Source organism: Chryseobacterium subflavum, assembly GCF_055762745.1.
Genome location: NZ_JBVTMR010000004.1, coordinates 289,834 through 311,649 on the forward strand (window position 1 = coordinate 289,834; position 21,816 = coordinate 311,649).

Annotated in this window: 23 protein-coding genes and 1 tRNA gene; 20 read left to right on the top strand and 4 right to left on the bottom strand. The window is 37.2% G+C overall.

Translation table 11 applies throughout. The features are described 5' to 3' along the window. Positions 1–15 precede the first annotated feature (15 nt). The 3 genes from AC0INN_RS18750 to mce all read right to left on the bottom strand — a co-directional run bounded on the left by AC0INN_RS18750 (position 16) and on the right by mce (position 2,045). On the bottom strand, positions 16–1,176 hold the full coding sequence (locus AC0INN_RS18750; RefSeq protein WP_306614547.1) for a site-specific integrase: 1,161 nt from the start codon (positions 1,174–1,176) through the stop codon (positions 16–18). 334 nt (positions 1,177–1,510) lie between these two features. After that, positions 1,511–1,584, bottom strand: a tRNA-Ile gene (locus AC0INN_RS18755). 62 nt (positions 1,585–1,646) lie between these two features. Then, on the bottom strand, positions 1,647–2,045 hold the full coding sequence (gene mce, locus AC0INN_RS18760) for a methylmalonyl-CoA epimerase (protein WP_172283698.1): 399 nt from the start codon (positions 2,043–2,045) through the stop codon (positions 1,647–1,649). Positions 2,046–2,136: 91 nt separating this feature from the next. Here mce and rbfA point away from each other — a divergent pair, with 91 nt between their 5' ends. The 7 genes from rbfA (at position 2,137) to AC0INN_RS18795 (ending at position 10,008) form a co-directional block, all read left to right on the top strand. Then, positions 2,137–2,496 carry a 30S ribosome-binding factor RbfA gene (gene rbfA, locus AC0INN_RS18765; protein WP_273650702.1) on the top strand — a complete coding sequence of 120 codons (360 nt, stop codon included), beginning with the start codon at positions 2,137–2,139 and terminating at the stop codon, positions 2,494–2,496. 3 nt (positions 2,497–2,499) lie between these two features. Then, positions 2,500–3,705: an ABC transporter permease gene (locus AC0INN_RS18770; protein ID WP_273650701.1), complete on the top strand. Its 1,206-nt coding sequence runs from the start codon at positions 2,500–2,502 to the stop codon at positions 3,703–3,705. Positions 3,706–3,754: 49 nt separating this feature from the next. Continuing rightward, positions 3,755–5,542, top strand: coding sequence for an endonuclease (locus tag AC0INN_RS18775; protein WP_306614549.1), 1,788 nt, complete (start codon positions 3,755–3,757; stop codon positions 5,540–5,542). A 61-nt stretch (positions 5,543–5,603) separates the two neighbouring features. Further along, positions 5,604–6,341 (top strand): shikimate dehydrogenase family protein, encoded by a 738-nt coding sequence (locus AC0INN_RS18780; RefSeq protein ID WP_273650699.1) that lies wholly within the window; start codon positions 5,604–5,606, stop codon positions 6,339–6,341. A gap of 75 nt (positions 6,342–6,416) precedes the next feature. Then, positions 6,417–8,219, top strand: a complete 1,803-nt coding sequence (locus AC0INN_RS18785; RefSeq protein ID WP_273650698.1) for a DUF349 domain-containing protein — start codon at positions 6,417–6,419, stop codon at positions 8,217–8,219. A 60-nt stretch (positions 8,220–8,279) separates the two neighbouring features. Further along, a complete protein-coding gene (gene ribD / locus AC0INN_RS18790) occupies positions 8,280–9,308 on the top strand; it encodes a bifunctional diaminohydroxyphosphoribosylaminopyrimidine deaminase/5-amino-6-(5-phosphoribosylamino)uracil reductase RibD (RefSeq protein ID WP_273650697.1) in 1,029 nt (342 codons plus the stop codon). Between the two features lie 97 nt (positions 9,309–9,405). Continuing rightward, positions 9,406–10,008 carry an IMPACT family protein gene (locus AC0INN_RS18795; protein ID WP_273651080.1) on the top strand — a complete coding sequence of 201 codons (603 nt, stop codon included), beginning with the start codon at positions 9,406–9,408 and terminating at the stop codon, positions 10,006–10,008. On the opposite strand, the gene AC0INN_RS18800 is transcribed toward AC0INN_RS18795, so the two are convergent. Further along, positions 10,005–10,715 (bottom strand): zinc metallopeptidase, encoded by a 711-nt coding sequence (locus AC0INN_RS18800; protein ID WP_172283684.1) that lies wholly within the window; start codon positions 10,713–10,715, stop codon positions 10,005–10,007. The two genes, AC0INN_RS18795 and AC0INN_RS18800, sit on opposite strands and share 4 nt — an antisense overlap. Positions 10,716–10,822: 107 nt before the next feature. On the opposite strand from AC0INN_RS18800, the gene AC0INN_RS18805 reads away from it, so the two are divergent. The 13 genes from AC0INN_RS18805 (at position 10,823) to nuoK (ending at position 21,816) form a co-directional block, all read left to right on the top strand. Then, positions 10,823–11,953: a GNAT family N-acetyltransferase gene (locus tag AC0INN_RS18805; RefSeq protein ID WP_172283682.1), complete on the top strand. Its 1,131-nt coding sequence runs from the start codon at positions 10,823–10,825 to the stop codon at positions 11,951–11,953. A gap of 452 nt (positions 11,954–12,405) precedes the next feature. Beyond that, entirely contained in the window at positions 12,406–12,777 is a 372-nt protein-coding gene (locus AC0INN_RS18810; RefSeq protein ID WP_172283680.1) for an NADH-quinone oxidoreductase subunit A, read from the top strand. Between the two features lie 94 nt (positions 12,778–12,871). Then, entirely contained in the window at positions 12,872–13,432 is a 561-nt protein-coding gene (locus AC0INN_RS18815; RefSeq protein ID WP_172283678.1) for an NADH-quinone oxidoreductase subunit B, read from the top strand. 6 nt (positions 13,433–13,438) lie between these two features. Continuing rightward, complete coding sequence (locus AC0INN_RS18820; protein WP_172283676.1) at positions 13,439–13,933, top strand: NADH-quinone oxidoreductase subunit C; 495 nt, start codon at positions 13,439–13,441, stop codon at positions 13,931–13,933. 69 nt (positions 13,934–14,002) lie between these two features. Beyond that, on the top strand, positions 14,003–15,226 hold the full coding sequence (nuoD, locus tag AC0INN_RS18825; RefSeq protein ID WP_273650696.1) for an NADH dehydrogenase (quinone) subunit D: 1,224 nt from the start codon (positions 14,003–14,005) through the stop codon (positions 15,224–15,226). A 105-nt stretch (positions 15,227–15,331) separates the two neighbouring features. Then, positions 15,332–15,841, top strand: a complete 510-nt coding sequence (locus AC0INN_RS18830; protein ID WP_172283672.1) for an NADH-quinone oxidoreductase subunit NuoE family protein — start codon at positions 15,332–15,334, stop codon at positions 15,839–15,841. Positions 15,842–15,853: 12 nt separating this feature from the next. Beyond that, complete coding sequence (nuoF, locus tag AC0INN_RS18835) at positions 15,854–17,212, top strand: NADH-quinone oxidoreductase subunit NuoF (RefSeq protein ID WP_172283670.1); 1,359 nt, start codon at positions 15,854–15,856, stop codon at positions 17,210–17,212. Beyond that, positions 17,213–18,094, top strand: a complete 882-nt coding sequence (locus AC0INN_RS18840) for a hypothetical protein (protein ID WP_172283668.1) — start codon at positions 17,213–17,215, stop codon at positions 18,092–18,094. 41 nt (positions 18,095–18,135) lie between these two features. Next, positions 18,136–19,134, top strand: coding sequence for an NADH-quinone oxidoreductase subunit G (locus AC0INN_RS18845; protein ID WP_172283666.1), 999 nt, complete (start codon positions 18,136–18,138; stop codon positions 19,132–19,134). A 93-nt stretch (positions 19,135–19,227) separates the two neighbouring features. Further along, on the top strand, positions 19,228–20,289 hold the full coding sequence (gene nuoH / locus AC0INN_RS18850; RefSeq protein WP_172283664.1) for an NADH-quinone oxidoreductase subunit NuoH: 1,062 nt from the start codon (positions 19,228–19,230) through the stop codon (positions 20,287–20,289). A 138-nt stretch (positions 20,290–20,427) separates the two neighbouring features. Next, positions 20,428–20,985, top strand: a complete 558-nt coding sequence (locus AC0INN_RS18855) for a NuoI/complex I 23 kDa subunit family protein (protein ID WP_172283662.1) — start codon at positions 20,428–20,430, stop codon at positions 20,983–20,985. Continuing rightward, positions 20,985–21,482, top strand: coding sequence for an NADH-quinone oxidoreductase subunit J family protein (locus tag AC0INN_RS18860; RefSeq protein ID WP_172283660.1), 498 nt, complete (start codon positions 20,985–20,987; stop codon positions 21,480–21,482). Before AC0INN_RS18855 ends, AC0INN_RS18860 begins: the two co-directional genes overlap by 1 nt. A 4-nt stretch (positions 21,483–21,486) precedes the next feature. Further along, positions 21,487–21,816: an NADH-quinone oxidoreductase subunit NuoK gene (gene nuoK, locus AC0INN_RS18865; protein ID WP_172283658.1), complete on the top strand. Its 330-nt coding sequence runs from the start codon at positions 21,487–21,489 to the stop codon at positions 21,814–21,816.

Sequence of the window (21,816 nt, forward strand, 5' to 3'; positions counted from 1 at the left end):
TACAAATTTATAAAATTATCCGTAACGACTTACATCCATTACGCTTCTTAAATTTTTAACGTTTGAGTTTGTATAAATCATCGTATTAGCGATTCTTCTATGCCCCAGAAGCTTACTTACCAAAGGTAGAGATATATTTTTATTGTTTACCAGATAGGAAGCAAAGGTATGCCTTCCTACATGGAAGCTAATCTCTTTATCTATCTTACATTCTTCTGCTATTTTTTTTAAAATCCTATTTCCAACCTGATTAGATATTTCAGGAAATACTTTATCACTCGGTTTTTTATTAGTCAGAAACCTTGCAAGTAATGCTCTTATCTGCCTGTTTAGAGGAATATCTACAATATGTTTTGTTTTTAACATTTTTTTAGAGATAATTTTATTGTTCCAATCAATATCGGAGACTTTTAGCGAATATAAATCACCATACCTTAATCCTGTACAGCAGGATAGCAGGAACATATATTTAGTCGTTTTCATAGTAGCAGAAGTCGGTTTAAACTTTAAGATTTTGAGAACTTCTTCTTCATCTAAAAATATAGTCTTGTGATCTGGGGATTTTACTTTTAACGATTTCTTACTCTTATAAGGATTGTCACCCTTAAACTTTTTATATTCAATGGCTTCGTTAATAATACATTTCAAACATTTATGATGATTATATAGTCCTCCTTCTCCTATTTCTAATTTCTTTAGATAATTGTTAAATTTCGTTATAAAAACAGAGTCTATATCTGAAGTGAATAACTTAGCTTTGAAGCTCTTTAACCGTTTCCTTAGAGTTTCATACTTATATACGGTATCTTCGGCTAGTCCGTTTCCTTTCTTCATTTCCAAAACCTCATCAAATACAGCATAAAAATCATTGTTATTAGTGCCTTTTAGAAAATTATCTACTAAAGTGAAGGATAAAGGTACACCTGCTAATTCGTTCTGACGGAGGAATAACTCCAAATCGGTTTTTTCTTTGGTTATTTTGTCGTTCAAAGGCTTATAGCCCTTTCCTTTCACTTCTCCGCTTTTCTTATCCCAATCTTTAGGAGCAACGTTTTCGTTCAAAGTAAAAGTTTTCTTTACGGAATTAATGATTACCTGAAGATAAATCGGAGAATTCCCGTTTTTCAAAATTTTATCGGTTCGCAAAATAGGCTTAACCGAAACTTTATTTCCCATGTCGTTATTTTTTAATGAGTACAATTTTTATATCCTGTAACATTAAATAATTAGCTAAGATAGATAAAAAATTACAAATTTCAAATATAAAAAATTGATAACCAATATTTTACATAAAATATTTTGCTTTAATTTAAAGATAAGCAAATTCTACGACTGGATTTTACATTTTCTTCCCTTTTCTATGCAAAAATAATTTGGGGAGAAAAATAGGGAACTTTTTTACGACGAAACTTGGGTAACCATGACGAATACATTTTCCATACAAACATGAAAAAAGCCCCTAAAATAGAGGCTTTTTGATTTTTATGGAAAAGTTCGATTTTCCAAAAAGTGGTCCCACCTGGGCTCGAACCAGGGACCACCTGATTATGAGTCAGGTGCTCTAACCAACTGAGCTATAGGACCTCAAAACTTGGTTAAATTTTGTGCTTGCAAAAATAGTAAAATTTCTTTCACTACAAAACTTTTTATGACTTTTCTTGACAAAGTTCTACGAGCACTCCGTTGGTGGATTTAGGATGAAGGAATACAACTAATTTGTTATCAGCACCTTCTTTTGGCTCTTCGGAGATAAATTGAAAACCTTCTTTTTTTAATCTTTTTACTTCTTCGACGATATTTTCAACGCCAAAAGCCAGGTGATGGATGCCTTCTCCCTTTTTATCGATGAATTTTGAGATCGGACTTTCCGGGTTGCTGGCTTCAAGAAGCTCGATTTTGCTTTCACCGGTTCCATAAAACGAGGTCACTACTCCTTCCCTTTCTACAGTTTCTTTTTTGTAGGAAGGTTTTCCTAAAAGCTTTTCAAAAAGTTCATCGGAAACCCCTAAAGATTTTACGGCAATGCCGATATGTTCTAACTTCATAAGTAAAATACTATAATTAAATCGTAAATTTGAAATACCCATTACATTTCAAATGAGCAATTCAAACAAAAGTACTAAATTTGCATAAATTATGGAAAGTAACAGACAAAGAAAAGTAGCACAGATTATACAGGAAGATTTTGCAGAATTATTCCGCAAACAGGCAGCTGACAGCAAACAGAACATTTTGGTTTCTGTTTCGGATGTTAAAGTAACTGCAGACCTGGGAATAGCAAAGATCTACTTAAGTATTTTCCCTCAGGAATTCCGTTCACATATTATGAAGGAGATTGAGGAGAACAAACCTCAGTACAGAAATTTCATTGGCCAGAAAATGGCTAAACAAGTTCGTATCATTCCACAGCTTAGTTTCTATCTTGACACTTCTCTTGATGATGTTGAAAAACTGGAAAAAGAATTAAGAGGCGAGGGAGACAATCCTGTATTATAAATTTTGAAAAACATTGCATTCTATATTGCTTCCCGATACCTTTTAGCAAAAAAAGGAAGCACTGCCGTTACCTTCATCACATGGTTATCCGTGGGAGCAATGATGGTTGCCGTTACTGCAATGTTTGTCATTATTTCAGTTTTCTCGGGCCTTGAGGATCTTAACAAGGATCTGATCTCTAATCTTCATGCGGATCTTACGATCAAGAGCTCTGCAGGCAAGACCTTAAAGAACCTGCCAAAAATTGAAGATCTTCTTAAAAAAAACAAAGATATTACCAGCTTTTCCCGTGTCATTGAGGAAAAAGTATACATTAATTATAACGGAAAAGGAGACATTGCCTATCTGAGAGGAGTGGATTCAGCTTATACCGTAGTCAATCCCATCAATAAAGACGTATTTTACGGCAGCTATCCAAGTTTCGATTATTCGAATGAGGTATTGATGGAAAATTCACTGGATAACAGGCTTTCGATTCCGGTAGCTTCTTCAAAGGATTATGCCACCATTTTTATGCCGAAACCAGGACTTGGGATTATCAATAAAGAGGATGATATTTATAATAAAAAAGACATTCTGGTGACCGGTATTTTTCCGGGAAAAGATCAGCTGGACAGTTACATCATTTCCCCGATTGAATTGACGGAGCAACTATTGAACCTGCCCAAAAATTCAGCCTACCAGATCGTCATCAAGTTAAAAAATCCTGAAAATGCAGATATCGTTAAAGGTAAATTACTTTCTACTTTGGGCAAAGGGATTGATATCAAGACCAAAGAAGAAGAAAATGCTGCTTTCTGGAAAATGATCAATACGGAAAAGCTTTTCATCTATTTAATCTTCGCGCTGGTTATTTTTATTACGACCTTTAACCTGGCTGGAGCCATTATCATTCTGCAACTGGATAAAAAAGAACAGGCCAGATCACTGATCTCGCTTGGATTCCCGTTAAGCCACCTGAGAAGAATTTACTTCTACACCGGGGTCCTTATTGTAATATCAGGGATTATTTCCGGGTTGATTCTGGGGACAGCATTGTGCTATTTCCAATTGTTTACAGAATTTTTTAAAGCCAACGAAACTTTGCCGTTCCCGGTAAAGATCGTAGGTAAAAATTATATCATTGTAGCCGTTACGGCATCTCTATTCGGCTTCATTATTTCATGGGTATTTTCAAAAATAAGCAAGGAATATATTACTAAAAATTAATATACGTAAGATCGTATTTTCTTTACCTTTGCGACCCAATTTTTAAATAATGAAACGAATTTTATCTTCTTTTTTATTGGTATTAGCTTGTTTTTATACATTAGCACAGATACCTGCAGGCTATTATGATTCGGCTGTTGGATTAACCGGCCCTTCATTAAAAACCCAACTTAAGGAAATTATTTCTACCGGATATGTTCAACATACCTATAACGACCTTTGGGATGCCTATCAATCCACCGACAAAGACAATTTTTACGAGATGGATGGCACCGTTCTGGACATCTATTCCGAAAACCCAGCGGGACCGGATAATTATAACTATACTTTTATAGTCAATCAATGCGGCAGCAACAATGGACCTGAAGGAACCTGCTACAACAGAGAGCATATTGTCCCTCAGAGTCTTTTCAGTGAAAACCTTCCCATGAAATCTGACATTCATTTTATACGCCCTACGGATTATAAGGTGAATGGTATGAGATCTAATTACCCTTTTGGAGTTGTAGACGTACCAACATTCGTTTCCCAAAACGGATCCAAGCTTGGAAGTTCTGCTTCTGCAGGATATACAGGTATTGTATTTGAACCTAATAATGCTTTTAAGGGCGATATAGCAAGAATGGTCCTTTATTTCGTAACAAGATATGAAGCCCAGCTTTCTACTTTCAGCACAGGGAATATTTTGGGAGGTTCTGCTTTCCCGGGGCTTCAATCGTGGGAACTGAATCAGTTGCTGGCATGGCATGCGGCAGATCCGGTGTCACCGGAGGAAATTGCAAGAAACAATGCATCTTATGCTTATCAAAACAACAGAAACCCTTATATCGATCACCCTGAATATGTGGCACTGATCTGGGGAACTCCGGTTATCGATACCCAGGCGCCAACAGCAGCGACCAACCTGATAGCCAACAACCCTACTTCTAACTCCATGTCATTGAGCTGGACGGCAGCAACCGATAATATAGGCGTAATTGGTTATGATATTTATGCAAACAATACATTCAAAACTTACGTAACAGGAACTATGGCAGTGGTTTCCGGATTATCTCCTTCTACTACGTATGATTTCTATGTAATTGCTAAGGATGCAGGCGGAAATTCATCTCCTCAGAGCAATATCGCACAAGGGACTACCTTGGCATCACCGGCAGGAGGAAGTTGTGGAACCGAAACTTTTGATGCCATACCAACCACTCCTAATCCTAGTTCTTACATCGATAGAACATGGACAAGCAATGGAATTACATGGAATGCTACCTCTGCAAGAACGGATGAAACGATCAATGGAAAATCCATCACGATAAAAAATGGAGTCTTAACAAGCTCTACCATTTCAGGAGGTATACAAAGCTTAACACTAACGACCCAATTGAAGTATAGTGGAGCTGCCGGAACATTGAATGTTGAAATCAATGGAAATCTTGTAGGTACCATACCGTACAGCGCTTCCGTACAAACAACAACGATCAGTAATATTAATGTTACCGGAAATGCCGTGATCAAAATCATCACAACATCATCTGCAACAAACAGAATCGCAATGGATGATCTTAGCTGGACATGTAATTCAACATTAGCTACTGTTGATGCCACTAAAAATCCATCATCATTTGTGGTTTATCCTAATCCGGTTACAAATAATGAGCTTTATGTAAAAGGTGAACTGCTGAATAAAATTTCCAAAGCAGAGATTTATGATCTGTCGGGAAAACTGATCCGGGTGATTAACAATCCATTCAAAAATTCTAACAAAATTCATTTAAATGGATTGATCAAAGGAAATTACATCCTAAAAACAGACAACATTTCTGCAAAATTCATTGTGGAATAATCTTAAAAATATTTTAATCTATAAAGACCGATTTGTTCGGTCTTTTTTTTATTTTTGATAGATGGATTCCAATAAAAAATTAGGCTTAATAGGAAGAAATATTTCTTATTCTTTTTCCAAAAAATTCTTTGAAGATAAATTCCAAAAACTAATGCTGAAAGGCATCTCCTATAGTATTTTTGATCTTCAGGAAATCGAAGAGGTTGAAAACCTGTTTTCAACACCTGGGCTACTGGGCTTTAATGTGACCATCCCGTATAAAGAAAAGATCATCAATTATCTGGACAATTTGAGTGAAGAAGCTGAAAAAATAGGCGCTGTAAATTGTGTTTTAATTGAAAATGGAAAGAAAACGGGTTATAACACGGATGCTTTCGGATTTGAAAAAACCCTTCTTCTCCATAAAAAACCACACCATACTTCGGCATTGATTTTAGGTGATGGCGGAGCCGCCAAAGCGGTACAATATGTATTGGATAAAAATGGCATTTCTTCACAGACCGTTTCCAGAAAATCTATATTAAATTTTGATAATCTGGATACAGAAACAGTAAACGACCACAAGCTGATCATCCAGACTACTCCCGTGGGTACATTTCCGAATGTTGAGGATTGCTTAAAATTCCCATTTGAGGGACTTTCCCGCGAACATTTGATCATCGATCTTATATACAATCCCAATTACACGAAGTTCATTATTAATGCTTCGGAAAAAGGAGCAAAGACTGTAAATGGCTATTATATGCTTGAACAGCAAGCAGAAAAAGCTTGGGAAATTTGGAATTTTCAAAAAAAATAACATAAATTAGTGCATTAATTGGCTTTTTAGCTACGTGCGACAGATAATAAACGCCATTCACATAAAAGATTTGCTATGACAACAGAAAATAACCTTTCTGAAAACGAAGAAAGTAAAAATTCTATCGAAGGATCAAATGAAGAAACTTCAGAAAACACTGTACCTCAGGAAGAAAACCAGCATGATGATGCTGAACATCTGGAAGAGGAAGCAGATACTGATATTTCTTTGGCTGATGCATTGAAGGAAATGGAAAAAATCATCAACGCTCCTAATGCGGGCGAGGATGTAAAAAAATTCAACCAGTTAAAAGAAAAAGCAAGTCATTACATCCATGATGAAGTGGAGGACAAAAAGCACGAATATGTAGAAGCCGGGAATGCTCCTGAAAATTTCAGCTATGAGCACCCTTCTCAATCTAAGCTTTCAGCTTTGGTTAATATCTTCAGAGAAAAGCATGACAATTTCCAGAAAGGACTGGAGGAAGAACAAAAAAAGAATCTGGAACATCGTCAGGGAATTATTGAAAGGCTTAAAAACCTTTACACCAATTCCGAACCCAATACCAATTTATTCAAATCGATCCGTGAGATTAAAGAAGACTGGTCTAACGCGGGACAGGTAGCAAAATCTGAATTTAAAATCCTTAACAATAATTATTTCCACCATCTGAATCAATTCTATCAAATGCTGGATTTAAATAAAGAGTTTCTGGAGCAGGAATATGGTCATAATCTTGAAAAAAGACAGCATATTATTGCCCGTGCTAAAGAACTGGAAAATGAGCCCGTTATTCAAAAAGCGCTGAATGAGCTGCAATATCTTCATAAGCTTTGGAAAGAAGAGGCAGAACCTGTAGCAGAAGAATTCCGTGAAAAAACATGGGAAGAGTTCAAAGAAATTTCGAATAAGATACACGAAAGAAAATCTGAGCTTTCCGCAGCCATAGAAACTGAACAGAATGACAATCTTGAAAAGAAGAACAAGATTATCGAAGAGATAAAGAAATTATCCGAACCTGCGGAAACTCCTAACCACAATTACTGGCAAAATGCCATCAGAAGAGTTGAGGATCTCCGTTCAGAGTTTTTGAAAACGGGAAGTGTTCCAAGAAAGTTATCCAACCAAAACTGGAATGATTTTAAAACCACTCTAAGGAATTTCAATACGACAAAGAACAATTATTATAAATCTTTGAAGGGTTCTCAGCAAACCAATCTGGAGGAAAAATTAAAACTGATCCAGACTGCCAAGGACAATATGAATAATGAAGAATGGGATATTGCCGTTCCATTATTTAAAAAGCTTCAGGAAGACTGGAAAAAAATCGGCCATGTTCCAAAAAGCATGACCAACAAGATCTGGGATGAGTTCCGTGATGCCTGCAATACTTTCTTTAATAACTACAGAGAAAAAAGCAATGCATCTACAGATAACTGGAAGGAGAACTACAAACAGAAAAAAGAGCTTCTTGAAGAGCTGAAAACGATCTCTAACGATGAAGGAAGTATTGAAAAAATAGAGACGATAAAAACAGCATGGAATAATGTAGGAAAAGTTCCTAGAGATAAGATCTCTATCAACTCCGAATTCAACAAGACTTTAAGAGAAAAATTAAAGCTGAATAAGATCAATGAACTGGAGTTGAAAGAAGACGGTCTTTCTGAAAATCAATTAACCGATAAGGCAAGAAAAATGAAGAGCCAGATCTCTGACCTGGAATCAGAAATCGTTAAATTAGAGAACAACCTTTCATTCTTCAATAAACCTTCAAGGGACAATCCTCTTTTAGCAGATACGTTCAACACGATTGATGAGAAGAAAGCTCATCTGGAAACTTTAAAACAGAATCTTCACAACATTATTGTCGGAGAATAACAGATAAAAAAATAACACCCAAGGCGAAGCAAAGAAATTTGTCTTCGCCTTTTTTATATTATGCAGGACGAATTATACATAAGAAGATGTATCGAGCTCGCTCAAAAAGCTTTGGGCAGAACATATCCTAATCCTCTTGTAGGAAGTGTGATTGTACATAGCGGCGAAATTATTGGAGAAGGCTATCATCACAAAGCCGGAGAACCTCATGCAGAGATCAATGCAATCAATTCCGTAATCAATAAGGATCTTATTCCTGAATCTACCATTTACGTATCTCTTGAGCCCTGTGCTCATTACGGGAAAACTCCACCATGCGCATTAAAGATCAAAGAACTGGGATTCAAAAAAGTGGTAATCGGAGCGATGGACTCTCATGACAAAGTGAACGGGAAAGGCAAAAAGATCATTCAGGATGCCGGAATAGAAGTCGTTTCAGGGATACTTGAAAAAGAGTCTGTTGAGTTGAACAAAAGATTCTTTACGTACCATGAAAAGAAAAGACCTTATATCATTTTAAAATGGGCTGAATCAAAGGATGGATTTTTAGATAAAGATTTTAAACCGACTTCAATTTCAAATTCACTGGTCAATCAGTTTGTCCATCAACTACGAGCTGATGAACATGCCATTTTAGTAGGTACACAAACCGCTCTTAACGATAATCCCGGCCTTACCGTAAGAAATGTTGAAGGAGTAAATCCTGTCAGAATTTTAATAGATCTCAACCTGAAAGTCCCTGATAATTTTAAGATTTTCAACAAAGAAGCCAAAACGTTGGTTCTTAATTCTATCAAAGAAGGAAACGAAGAAAATATCCACTGGATCAAAATCAGAAAGGATGATTTCATTTCCGACCTGATGGACATCCTGTATCAGGAGCAGATCCAATCCGTTATTATAGAAGGAGGGCGTTTTACCCTTCAGCAATTCATTGATGCCAACCTTTGGGACGAAGCTATCGTTATCAAAAATGAAAATCTCATCCTTGAAAAGGGAACACAAGCCCCTGAATTCCATTCAGAACCTTTTAAAACCGAAACCGTAAGAGATAATACGATAGCTTTTCATACGTCCCGTATGGTGTAACCGTTTTAAACTGAACCCGTAGTTAAATTATAAAAGTCTATTGGGGTTTCAAACTAAAGCATTTTATACTTTTGTACTTTTAAAGCCGGCCATAATGATGCACGAATACAAAACCATTGATAAACCCATCGAAAACACCTTAATCAAGGAAAAGGGAAGCAAATTTATCGGATTTGCTTATCCCGTTGCGAACGAAAATGAACTTAAGGACGCGCTTGAAAAAGTAAGAACCGAGCATCCTAAAGCGACACACCATTGCTACGCTTTCAGGATGGGTCTTCATGGTGAAAATTACCGCGCAAATGATGACGGGGAACCTTCGGGAAGTGCTGGGTTACCAATCTACAATCAACTATTAGCCCATGAGATCACCAATGTTCTCGTTATTGTAGTCCGCTATTATGGAGGAACTAAACTGGGCGTATCAGGTCTTGTAAAAGCATATAAAGAGTCTGCAAAGTTAACCCTTGAAGAAGCTAATATCATTACACGGGAACTGGAAACAGAAGTTGAAATCCGATTTAATTTTAATCAGCAAAACACCATTTTCACCCTGTTGTCAAAATTCGATGCAAAAGTCCTGAACTTTGATGCGAATGAAAACTGCATCCTTACCGCTTCTTTAAAAACGGCACAAAAAGAAAACATCTCAGATAAATTATCCGAGATGCAATATGTATCCTTTACATTTAAAGATTAATTTCTTCGGCCACCCATCAGGATCGACAACCAGTAAAGAAGTTGTACCAGTGATCCGATAGCTGCAACTACATAGGTTCTGGCAGCCCATTTTAAGCTGTCCTGTACTCCTACATATTCTTCAGGAGTTACAGTCCCTGTATCTTTAAGCCATTTCATCGCCCTGTTACTGGCATCATACTCTACAGGAAGGGTGATAAAAGCAAATAAAGTAGTCACGGCAAACAAGGCTACGCCAATTGCCAGGACGGTTGTATTCCCATTGGGATTCTCAATTGTTCTGCTGGCAGCCATAATGGCAATACCTGCAAAAATGACAAACTGCATTAAATTAGAACTGATATTCACAATAGGAACTAATTTTGAACGCATCTGAAGCATGGAATACCCTACTGCATGCTGTACTGCATGGCCGCATTCATGAGCAGCCACTGCGGCTGCCGCTGCATTCCTCTGCATGTACACCCCTTCCGAAAGGTTGACCGTTTTATCTGCTGGATTATAGTGATCTGTTAATTGTCCGGGAACCGAAATTACCTGAACATCATTAATTCCGTTATCTCTTAACATTTTTTCAGCCACTTCTTTTCCTGAAAGGCCATTTCGAAGGTGTACATTGGAATAATACTCAAATTTGGATTTCAACTTTGATGAAACATACCAACTCACCAGCATTGTAATCCCAATAATTACATAATAACCAATCATTTTAATAAAATTTTATAGATATTTTTTAACCTGTAAGATGTAAAAACTGTGCCAAAGTATTACATTTTATTTATTTATATTTGCCTTTTAATTACCCCAGAAAAACCATGTCTAAAGTTTCAATTCTAGAAGTAAAAAACCAGAACGAATTAAAACAGTTTGTGATGTTCCCCATGGATTTGTATAAAAACAATCCTTACTATGTACCCTCATTTATCAAAGATGAAATGAAGATCTGGGACGCCAAAGAAAATCCAGCACTGAATTACTCGGAATCAAAACAATACCTTGCCTATAAAGACAAAAAAGTAGTGGGACGTATTGCTGTGATGATCAATCACAAGGAGGAAAAGGAACTGGGCATAAAAAAAGTTCGTTTTGGGTGGATCGATTTCATCGATGACAAAGAGGTTTCTGAAGCATTGATCCAAAAAGCAATTGACTACGCAAAAGAGCATCATATAGACATGATCGAAGGTCCTATGGGATTCACTAACCTGGATAAAGCAGGAATGCTGACCATGGGGTTTGACAAACTGGCGACCATGATCGGAATTTACAATCATGATTACTATCCTAAACATCTTGAAAGTCTTGGCCTTACCAAGGAAAAGGAATGGGTGGAATTTGAAATGGAATTCCCTAAAGTCCTTCCTGAAAAAGTAGAAAAATTCAGTGGATTGATCGCTCAAAAATATAAACTGAAAGTCCTGAACTTCAAATCTAAAGAGGAAATTCTTCCGTATGTGGAGCCTATGTTTAAGCTTTTGGATGAAACTTATAAGCACCTCTCCACATATACTCCTATTTCCGACGAACAGATCAAAACATACAGAGAAAAATATTTCCCGTTTATCGATAAAAACTACGTGATCTGCGTTGTTGATGAAAATGATCAGCTGATTTCTTTTGCAATCACGATGCCTTCTTATTCGAAAGCGTTACAGAAATCAAAGGGTAAACTATTCCCCTTCGGGTGGTGGCATTTTTTACAGGCCGGTAAAAAGAATGACCGCGCTAATTTCTATCTTATCGGTATTCATCCGGAATACCAGAGAAGAGGGGTTACGGCTATTATTTTTAAGGAAATTTTCGTTCGTTTTACCAGTATGGGAATCAAATTTGCAGAAACCAATCCGGAACTGGAAGAAAACAAAAGTGTGCAACTGCTTTGGCAGGATTACAATCCGGTTAATCATAAAAGAAGGAGAACCTATTCACTGAAGATCAATAGCTGATAAGGTACGAGGTTCGTGTTACCGGATTTTCAATTTGATAATTTAAACCAATGATTTTAAATCCTGAACATCGACACATACATCCATAAATCGAATTTCACATCCCGAATCTCGTCACTCACAATTAATTACTCAAACGCATAACTCCTCTCCTATGAAACCACATCTCATCGTCTTCGCTATTTTAATTGCCGGGTTTATTATTTACAACTTTTTTTTCCAAAACGGAGACGATAAAACAAACACGGTAATCAATATTATTTACGCCAGTATCCTTTTCGGTTATATTTCATTTATGGCTTACTCTTTACTCAAAAAAATGCAGAAATAACCGTTATTTTTATTAATTCTAAATTACCGGTTTTTCCCATTTTAACTCCACATTTAAGGTTATTAATTTCATGCTTTCTTGTTTATTCGCTAAATTTGCAAATTGAGATAATAATGCAAAAATGAATTTACCTGAAAGTTATATTCCGATCCTTATCCAAGCTGCCGTTGCCATTGGTTTTGTAGCTGTTTCATTGCTTGGAGCGCATTTCTTAGGACCTCGTCAGAAGAAAGGAAATTCTGTGAAAAATCAAAGTTGGGAGTGCGGTGTTCCTGTTGAAGGAAATGCCAGAACCCCTTTTTCGATCAAATATTTCCTTACGGCTGTCTTGTTCGTTCTATTCGATATCGAAATCGTATTTTTTTATCCATATGCCGTTAACTTCAGAGAATTCGGATTCGAAGGATTCCTTGCAGTCCTTACCTTCGTGGCTATTTTCTTCGTAGGTTTTATCTATGTATGGAAACGTGGCGCGCTAGATTGGGATAAATAAATTTTAACATTAAAAAGATTTAATTATTTGATGGATTTAAAGCTTTATCATGCTTTTAAACTTCTAAATTTTTAATCTTTAAATATTTAATAAAATGTCAGATAAAAAACCAGTAATAAGAACAGATGCACCTGCTCCCGAAGGATTTGAAGGAGAAGGATTTTTCGCAACGAAACTGAGCAGTGTAATCGGAATGGCAAGAAAGTTTTCTCTTTGGCCGTTACCATTTGCTACCTCTTGTTGTGGTATCGAGTTTATGGCGACTCTTAACCCAACATATGATGCTTCAAGATTTGGAATGGAAAGAAACTCTTTCTCTCCAAGACAGGCAGATATGTTGATGGTTTGTGGAACTATATCCAAGAAATTAGGCCCGGTCCTAAAAGAAGTGTACACTCAGATGGCTGAGCCAAAATGGGTGGTTGCTGTAGGAGCATGTGCTTCCAGCGGTGGTATTTTTGACACCTACTCTGTTTTACAGGGAATCGATAAGATTATTCCGGTTGACGTATACGTTCCGGGATGCCCGCCAAGACCGGAGCAGATCATTGAAGGAGTAATGCAGGTTCAGGCTCTTGCAGAAAGCGAAAGCATCAGAAGAAGAGATATGCCTGAATATCAGAATTTATTAGACTCTTACAACATAAGCAACTAAACGGAAATGACGAACGAATTTGTATTAGAAGCAATCACCAGGGAGTTTCCTGAAACTGTAATTTCCAGTTCAGAGCCTTATGGAATGCTTACCGTTGAAGTGAAGAAAGATGACATCAAAAAAGTGATTCATTACCTTAAGGATTCGTCTTTAGAAATTAATTTCCTTACAGATATTTGTGGAATTCATTATCCTGAATTTCCGGAGAAAGAAATCGGCGTAGTCTACCATTTACATAATATGATGACGAATTTCAGAATCCGTCTTAAAGTATTTATGTCCAGAGAGAACATTGAGGTAGACTCTCTTACAGATCTATATGCCGGAGCGAACTGGATGGAAAGGGAAACCTATGATTTCTTTGGAATCAAATTCAAGGGACATCCGGATCTGAGACCTATTTTAAATATGGAAGATCTTGGTTACCACCCGATGCTGAAGGAATATCGTCTTGAGGATGGTACAAGAACCGACAAGAACGATAGCATGTTCGGAAGATAAAATAAAAATAATGATTGCTGATGATTGGTTAATGATCAATTATCGCTTATCAATTATCAATTATATATTATGAAAGATAACTCATTATCTAATATACTTAACCAATACGAAAGTAAGGAGCAGATTGACGGTCAGTTGTACACCCTCAATTTAGGTCCGACTCACCCTGCTACTCACGGGATCTTCCAGAACGTTTTAACGATGGATGGGGAAAGAATTCTTCATGCTGAGCAAACCGTAGGTTACATCCACCGGGCATTTGAAAAAATTTCTGAAAGAAGAAATTATACCCAGATTACGACCCTTACCGACCGTATGAATTATTGTTCTGCTCCGATTAACAATCTGGGCTGGCATATGACGGTTGAGAAACTGATAGGAATTGAAGTTCCAAAGCGTGTGGATTATATCCGGGTAATTCTTATGGAATTAGCAAGGATCGGGGATCACCTGATCTGTAACGGAGTAACTGGTATGGACTCTGGAGCAATTACCGGACTTACTTATATGTTCATCGAAAGAGAACGTATTTATGATATTTACGAACAGATCTGCGGTGCGAGAATGACAACCAATATGGGAAGAATCGGAGGTTTCGAAAGAGATCTTACACCGAAATGTCATGAACTGATCAAAGATTTCTTAAAAACTTTCCCTAAGAAGTTTGCTGAATTCTGCCAGCTTTTGGAAAGAAACAGAATATTCATGGACAGAACCATTGGTGCGGGAGCAATTTCAGCTGAAAGAGCTTTAAGCTATGGTTTTACAGGTCCTAATTTACGTGCTGCAGGTGTAGATTATGATGTTCGGGTAGCACAACCTTATTCTTCTTACCAGGACTTTGATTTTATCATTCCTATAGGAACAGCTGGTGATACCTACGACCGTTTCATGGTTCGTCAACAGGAGATCTGGGAATCTATTAAAATTATCGAGCAGGCATATAACAATCTTCCGGAAGGGGATTTCCATGCTGATGTTCCTGATTTCTATCTTCCTGAAAAAGCTGACGTTTATAACAAAATGGAAGCCTTGATCTATCACTTCAAAATTGTAATGGGAGAAACCGAAATTCCGAAAGGAGAAGTATACCATGCTGTAGAAGGAGGAAACGGAGAATTAGGATTCTACTTAGTGAGTGACGGAGGAAGAAGTCCTTACAGACTACACTTCAGAAGACCATGTTTCATCTACTACCAGGCGTATCCGGAAATGATTACAGGCTCTGTAATTTCTGATGCCATTGTAACCATGTGTAGTATGAATATTATTGCGGGAGAATTAGACGCATAAAATGTAAAAAGTATCATTGTAAAATGTATTTATGACTTTTTACAATGACCAAAATAAAATAAGTCATTAGTACATTGTACATTGTACAATAATACATTAAAGAAAATGAGCGAAACAATAGCTTTTAAACCGGAAAGTTTAGAACAAGTACATAAAATTATCGCAAGATATCCTGAAGGAAGACAAAAGTCTGCCCTTCTTCCTGTTCTGCATTTAGCACAAAAAGAATTTGGAGGATGGTTGGATGTCCCGGTAATGGATTACGTTGCTGAATTATTGAGTATTACGCCAATTGAAGTATATGAAGTAGCTACTTTTTATACCATGTTCAATATGAAACCGGTTGGTAAATATGTTTTGGAAGTTTGCAGAACCGGACCTTGTATGGTTCGCGGAAGTGAAAAGATCCTGAATCATATCAGGACTAAACTGAACATTAAGGACGGTGAAACGACTGAAGATGGTATGTTCACTTTAAAACCTGCTGAATGTCTTGGTGCATGCGGATATGCACCGATGATGCAGTTGGGGAAATTCTTTCATGAAAATTTAACGATAGAAAAAGTAGATGAAATCCTTGATCTTTGCAGAGAGGGACAAATCGCTTTGGATTAATTAAAATATACGATGAGTAAAAAACTTTTACTTAAAGATGCACATATAGAAGGTATTCGCTATTTCGAAACATACCGCAAACAGGGAGGTTACGAAGCTGCTGAAAAAGCCTTGAAGATGACACCCGATGAAATTTTGGAAGAAGTAAAAACTTCAGGACTTCGTGGTCGTGGTGGTGCAGGATTCCCTACGGGGATGAAATGGAGCTTTCTGGCAAAGCCTGAAGGAGTTCCAAGACACCTTGTAGTGAATGCAGATGAGTCTGAACCGGGAACTTTTAAAGACAGATATCTGATGGAATTTATTCCTCATTTATTGATTGAGGGAATGCTTATCTCCTCGTTCTGTTTAGGCTCAAATGTTTCTTATATCTACATCCGTGGAGAGTATTCATGGATCCCGGATATTTTGGAAGAAGCTATTGAAGAGGCTAAAGCAGCAGGATTTTTAGGTAAAAACATTTTGGGAACAGGTTTCGATCTTGAAATCTATGTTCAGAGAGGTGGTGGAGCTTATATCTGTGGTGAAGAAACAGCATTGCTTGAATCGCTGGAAGGAAAAAGAGGTAACCCGAGATTGAAACCACCATTCCCGGCTGTAAAAGGACTTTGGGAAAGACCTACGGTTGTTAACAACGTGGAATCAATTGCAGCTGTGGTACCGATCATTAATATTACCGGTGCTGAATTTGCAAAAATCGGAGTGGGAAGATCTACAGGTACGAAATTAATTTCTGCATGTGGAAATATCAATAAACCGGGAGTTTATGAAATTGATATGACGATCACTGTGGAAGAATTCATTTATTCTGATGAATATTGTGGAGGTATTCCAAACGGAAAAAGGTTAAAAGCATGTATTCCTGGTGGTAGTTCGGTTCCTATTGTTCCAGCCAACCTATTGTTGAGAACAGTAAACGGAGAACCAAGATATATGAACTATGAATCCTTAGCAGATGGAGGATTTGCTACCGGAACCATGATGGGTTCAGGAGGTTTCATTGTTTTAGATGAAGATCAGTGCATCGTGGAACATACCATGACTTTAGCGAGATTCTACAATCACGAAAGTTGTGGACAGTGTACACCTTGTCGTGAAGGGACAGGATGGATGTATAAGATATTGAAAAAGATTGAAAACGGACAAGGAAAGATGGAAGACATCGATTTGCTTTGGGATATCCAGAGAAAAATCGAAGGAAATACCATTTGTCCTTTAGGTGATGCCGCAGCCTGGCCGGTTGCAGCAGCGATACGCCATTTCAGAGATGAATTTGAATGGCATATCAAAAATCCAGAGTTATGTTTAACTCAAAATTATGGTCTGGCTAATTATGCTGATCCTATTCCGGCTGTTGAAAAAAATGTATAAATGAAGAAGTTGTTTGTGATCGGCGTAATGATGTCGAGTTTTGTTTTCGGACAAAAAGAAAAAGATACTTTAAGTGTGGAAAGAAATCTGGAAACATTTACAGGTGCAACTCCAAAAAAACAAAAACCAGACCCTCTATCCAAAAAAGGTCAGATGTTTGTTTTCTTTGGCTGGAACAGAGCTGCTTTCAGTAATTCTGATATCAATTTTTCAGGAAATGGTTATAATTTTCAGCTGAATAATGTATCCGCTCATGACAGACCTACAAAATTTGGAATTGTATATTTTGATCCTACGTGGTTTACAGTGGTTCAGTACAACTTCAGAGCTGGTTATTTCATAAAAGATAATTTAGCGCTTGTTCTTGGGATTGATCATATGAAGTATGTTATGGATCAGAACCAAACCGTTAATTTTAAGGGACATATTTCAGATCCTACATATGCAGGTATGGTTCAAAACGGGCAGGTAAACCTGGCAGATGAAAAGTTCCTTACTTTCGAACATACGGACGGACTTAACTATGAAAACTTAGGTCTTGAAAGATACCAGAGCCTTATCAATAAGAAAAATATTGACCTGGTATGGTCTTATGGAGCAGGAATTGGGGTAATGTTTCCCAAAAGTAACGTAAGACTTTTTGGGAATGAAAGGAGTGACCGTTTTCACGTTGCCGGTATGGGAACTGATGTAAGAACCAGCTTAAACCTTGTGTTCTGGAATCACTGGATGGCAAGACTGGAAGGAAAATTTGGATATATCAATATGTGGGATATTAAAACCACGTTGAATAATAAACCAGATAAAGCACGACAAGATTTCGTTTTTGGACAAGTCCTTGCCGGAATTGGATATACATTTAATACGAAAAAATATAATTAATAAAGCCTATTGCTTATTGCAGAAAGCTTAAAGCGTATAATATGAGCGAAGAAGTTAAAAAATTCAAAATAACGATAGACGGACAGACTACTGAAGTGTTGCCTGGGACTTCCATCCTGGAAGCAGCAAGACAAATCGGTGGAAAATCTGTACCTCCGGCAATGTGCTACTACAGCAAGTTGGAAACCAGTGGAGGAAGATGCAGAACTTGTTTAGTAGAAGTTTCTAAGGGATCTGAAGCGGACCCTCGTCCCATGCCAAAACTGGTGGCAAGCTGCAGAACCAATGTAATGGACGGAATGGAAGTGAAAAATCTTACTTCTGATAAAGCTCAAGAAGGTAGAAAAGCCGTTACTGAATTTTTATTGGTTAACCACCCGCTGGACTGCCCTATTTGTGATCAGGCTGGAGAATGTCATCTTCAGGATCTTGGATATGAACATGGTGTGGAAAATACCAGAACGGAGTTTGAAAGAAACACCTACGAAGCGGATGACCTGGGACCACATATCAAGCTGAATATGAACCGTTGTATTCTTTGTGCAAGATGTGTTCTTACAGCGAATCAACTTACTGAAACCAGAGAGCATGGTATTCTTTTCAGAGGAGATCACGCAGAAATCTCGACTTATTTAAATAAAGCTTTGGATAATGATTTCATTGGGAACGTTATCGACGTTTGTCCGGTAGGAGCTCTTACAGACAGAACCGCACGTTTTGCAAGCAGAGTTTGGTTTACCAACCCGATGAATGCTTCATGTAAATGTGACAAGTGTTCTGGAAAAGCAGTTGTATGGTTGAAAGGAGATGAAGTGGTAAGGGTTACAGCCAGAAAAGACCAGTGGGGAGAAGTTGAAGAATTTATCTGTGATACATGTCGTTTTGAAAGAAAAGAATTGAAAGACTGGAATATTGAAGGTCCAAGACATATCGACAGACATTCTGTGATTTCACTCAACCATTATGAAAAACCTAAGGATGAGCTAAGAGTTTTAGACAATCCTATGGCTAAAGAAATCAGTGAAAAAGACGAAAAATAACTTTAATAAGATTTCAGATATCAGACTACAGACATCAGATTAAAGATCTGAAATCTAGCATCTGACATCTCATATCTAACATCTATAATAAAAATGGATTTAATTACATTTAAATTGATACTTGTACTAGCGCTTTTCTTGCTTTCGCTAACGATAGCGGCCTACTCTACCTGGGCAGAAAGAAAGGTTGCTTCTATCATGCAGGACAGAATCGGGCCTAACAGAGCCGGACCTTTCGGATTGCTGCAGCCTCTTGCTGATGGTGGAAAGTTTTTCTTTAAAGAAGACTTTACTCCTGCCAATGCAGAAAAATTCCTTTTCGTATTGGGACCTGCTTTGGTGATGTTTATTTCATTAATTACAGGAGCTGTTATTCCTTGGGGGAAAAGTTTAAATATCGGAGGAATGTCTTACGACCTTCAGGTGGCTAACATTGATGTCGGTGTACTTTTCATTATCGGAATGGCTTCCATTGGGGTTTATGGGATCATGATCGGAGGTTGGGCTTCTAATAATAAATATTCATTATTGGGTGCTATCCGTGCTTCTTCTCAGATGATCTCTTATGAATTGGCAATGGGATTGGCGCTGCTTTCTATCATCATGATGACAGGAAGTTTAGATTTAAAAGTAATTACTGAAGCTCAAACAACAGGAAAACTGTGGGGACTTATCCACATTGACGGGATGAACTGGAATATTTTCTATCAACCGTTGGCTTTCCTTATTTTTATTGTTGCTGCATTAGCAGAAACGAACAGACACCCTTTCGATTTACCGGAGTGTGAATCCGAACTTGTGACAGGATATTCTACGGAATATTCCTCCATGAAATTAGGTTTATACATGTTCGGAGAATATGTAAATATGTTTATCTCCAACGCATTTATGGTTGTTCTTTTCTTTGGTGGTTATAACTATCCGGGAATTGAGTGGGTAACACAAAACTGGGGAGAAAATATTGCAGGAATATTAAGTATCGGAGCGTTTTTAGTTAAAACCATTATCGGAATTCTGATCTTTATGTGGATCAGATGGACGCTACCGAGATTCAGATATGACCAGCTGATGCACTTAGGATGGAAAACTTTGATTCCATTGGCTGTTTTGAACCTGATTGTTACCGGAGCTTTGATTTTAGCATTCGGACATTAAAAAATTGAACATTTGAAATGAGCTGATTTGAAAGTGAAATCAAATTTTATCTTTACTTAAGCAGCTCTATTCAGACATAAAATATTAAAAATTAAGATAAAAGACAGAATTAGTCTACCATCTATAATCTATAATTAAATGAAACTTACTAACAGATCAAAAGTTGTTTCTAATAAAGAAATGACCCTTGCTGAGAAAATCTACTTACCGGCGATTTTCAAAGGTATGGGGATTACATTCAAGCATGCTGTAAGAACCGTTGTAAAAGGAGCTCCTGCAGTATACTCGTATCCAGAAGTACAGAAACCAAGAGCAGATATCTGGAGAGGTCAGCACGTTCTGAAAAGAGACGAGGAAGGCAGAGAAAGATGTACCGCTTGCGGACTTTGTGCGGTGGCATGTCCTGCAGAAGCAATTACCATGACTGCTGCTGAAAGAACTAAGGAAGAAAAACATCTTTACAGAGAAGAAAAATATGCATCAGTATATGAAATCAATATGCTGAGATGTATTTTCTGCGGAATGTGTGAAGAAGCATGTCCAAAATCAGCAATTTATTTAACCGATAGATTGGTAGATGTGGAAACCAACAGAGGTTCTTTTATCTATGGAAAAGATAAATTAGTTGAAAAGATAAACGAAAGGATTGACATCACGACAAGACAATCCGAGAAACAAAAAAATGCGGTAAAATAATGGATCAGTTTTTATTTTTCTTGGTGGCTTTTTTAGCAGTGGCAGGTGCAGTATACTTTGTATTTGCAAAAAATCCTTTGTATGCTATCTTATCATTAATTGTTACAATGTTTTCCATTGCAGGGATGTACATTCTTTTGAATGCCCAGTTCCTTGCCATTATTCAGATCATCGTGTATGCAGGAGCGATTATGGTATTGTTCCTTTACATCCTGATGATGCTTAATCTTAATAAAGAAGACGAAAGTAAGAAGAACAATACTTTAAAATTTATTGGAGTCTTTACAGCCGGTCTGTTATTGATTGGTATTTTAGGAGTATTCAGAGGAGTTCAGGACAACCATATTGTAGTGGAAAATGTAGACAGGGGTGTGGGTCTTACTAAAAATCTGGGTAAACTTTTGTTTAATGAATATGTTTTACCGTTTGAGCTTGCTTCCATCCTTATTTTGGCAGGTATTGTAGGTGCGGTATTAATCGGTAAAAAAGATTTATAAAATTATGGGAGAAGTAAATACATTTATACAAAGCGTCCCTTTAAATTATTTCATTATTCTTTCATCAGTATTGTTCTGTTTGGGAGTATTGGGAGTGTTATTGAGAAAAAACGCTATTGTAATTTTGGGTTGTGTAGAGCTTATGCTCAATTCTGCAAATCTTTTATTGGCTGCTTTTTCAGCGTATAAAGGAAACAGCGATGGACAACTTTTAGTTTTCTTCATTATGGTGGTTGCTGCTGCTGAAGTAGCAGTAGGTTTGGCAATTATTGCTATGCTATATAGAAATACCCGTTCTGTAGATGTTAGTATATTTAATAAATTAAGAGGATAA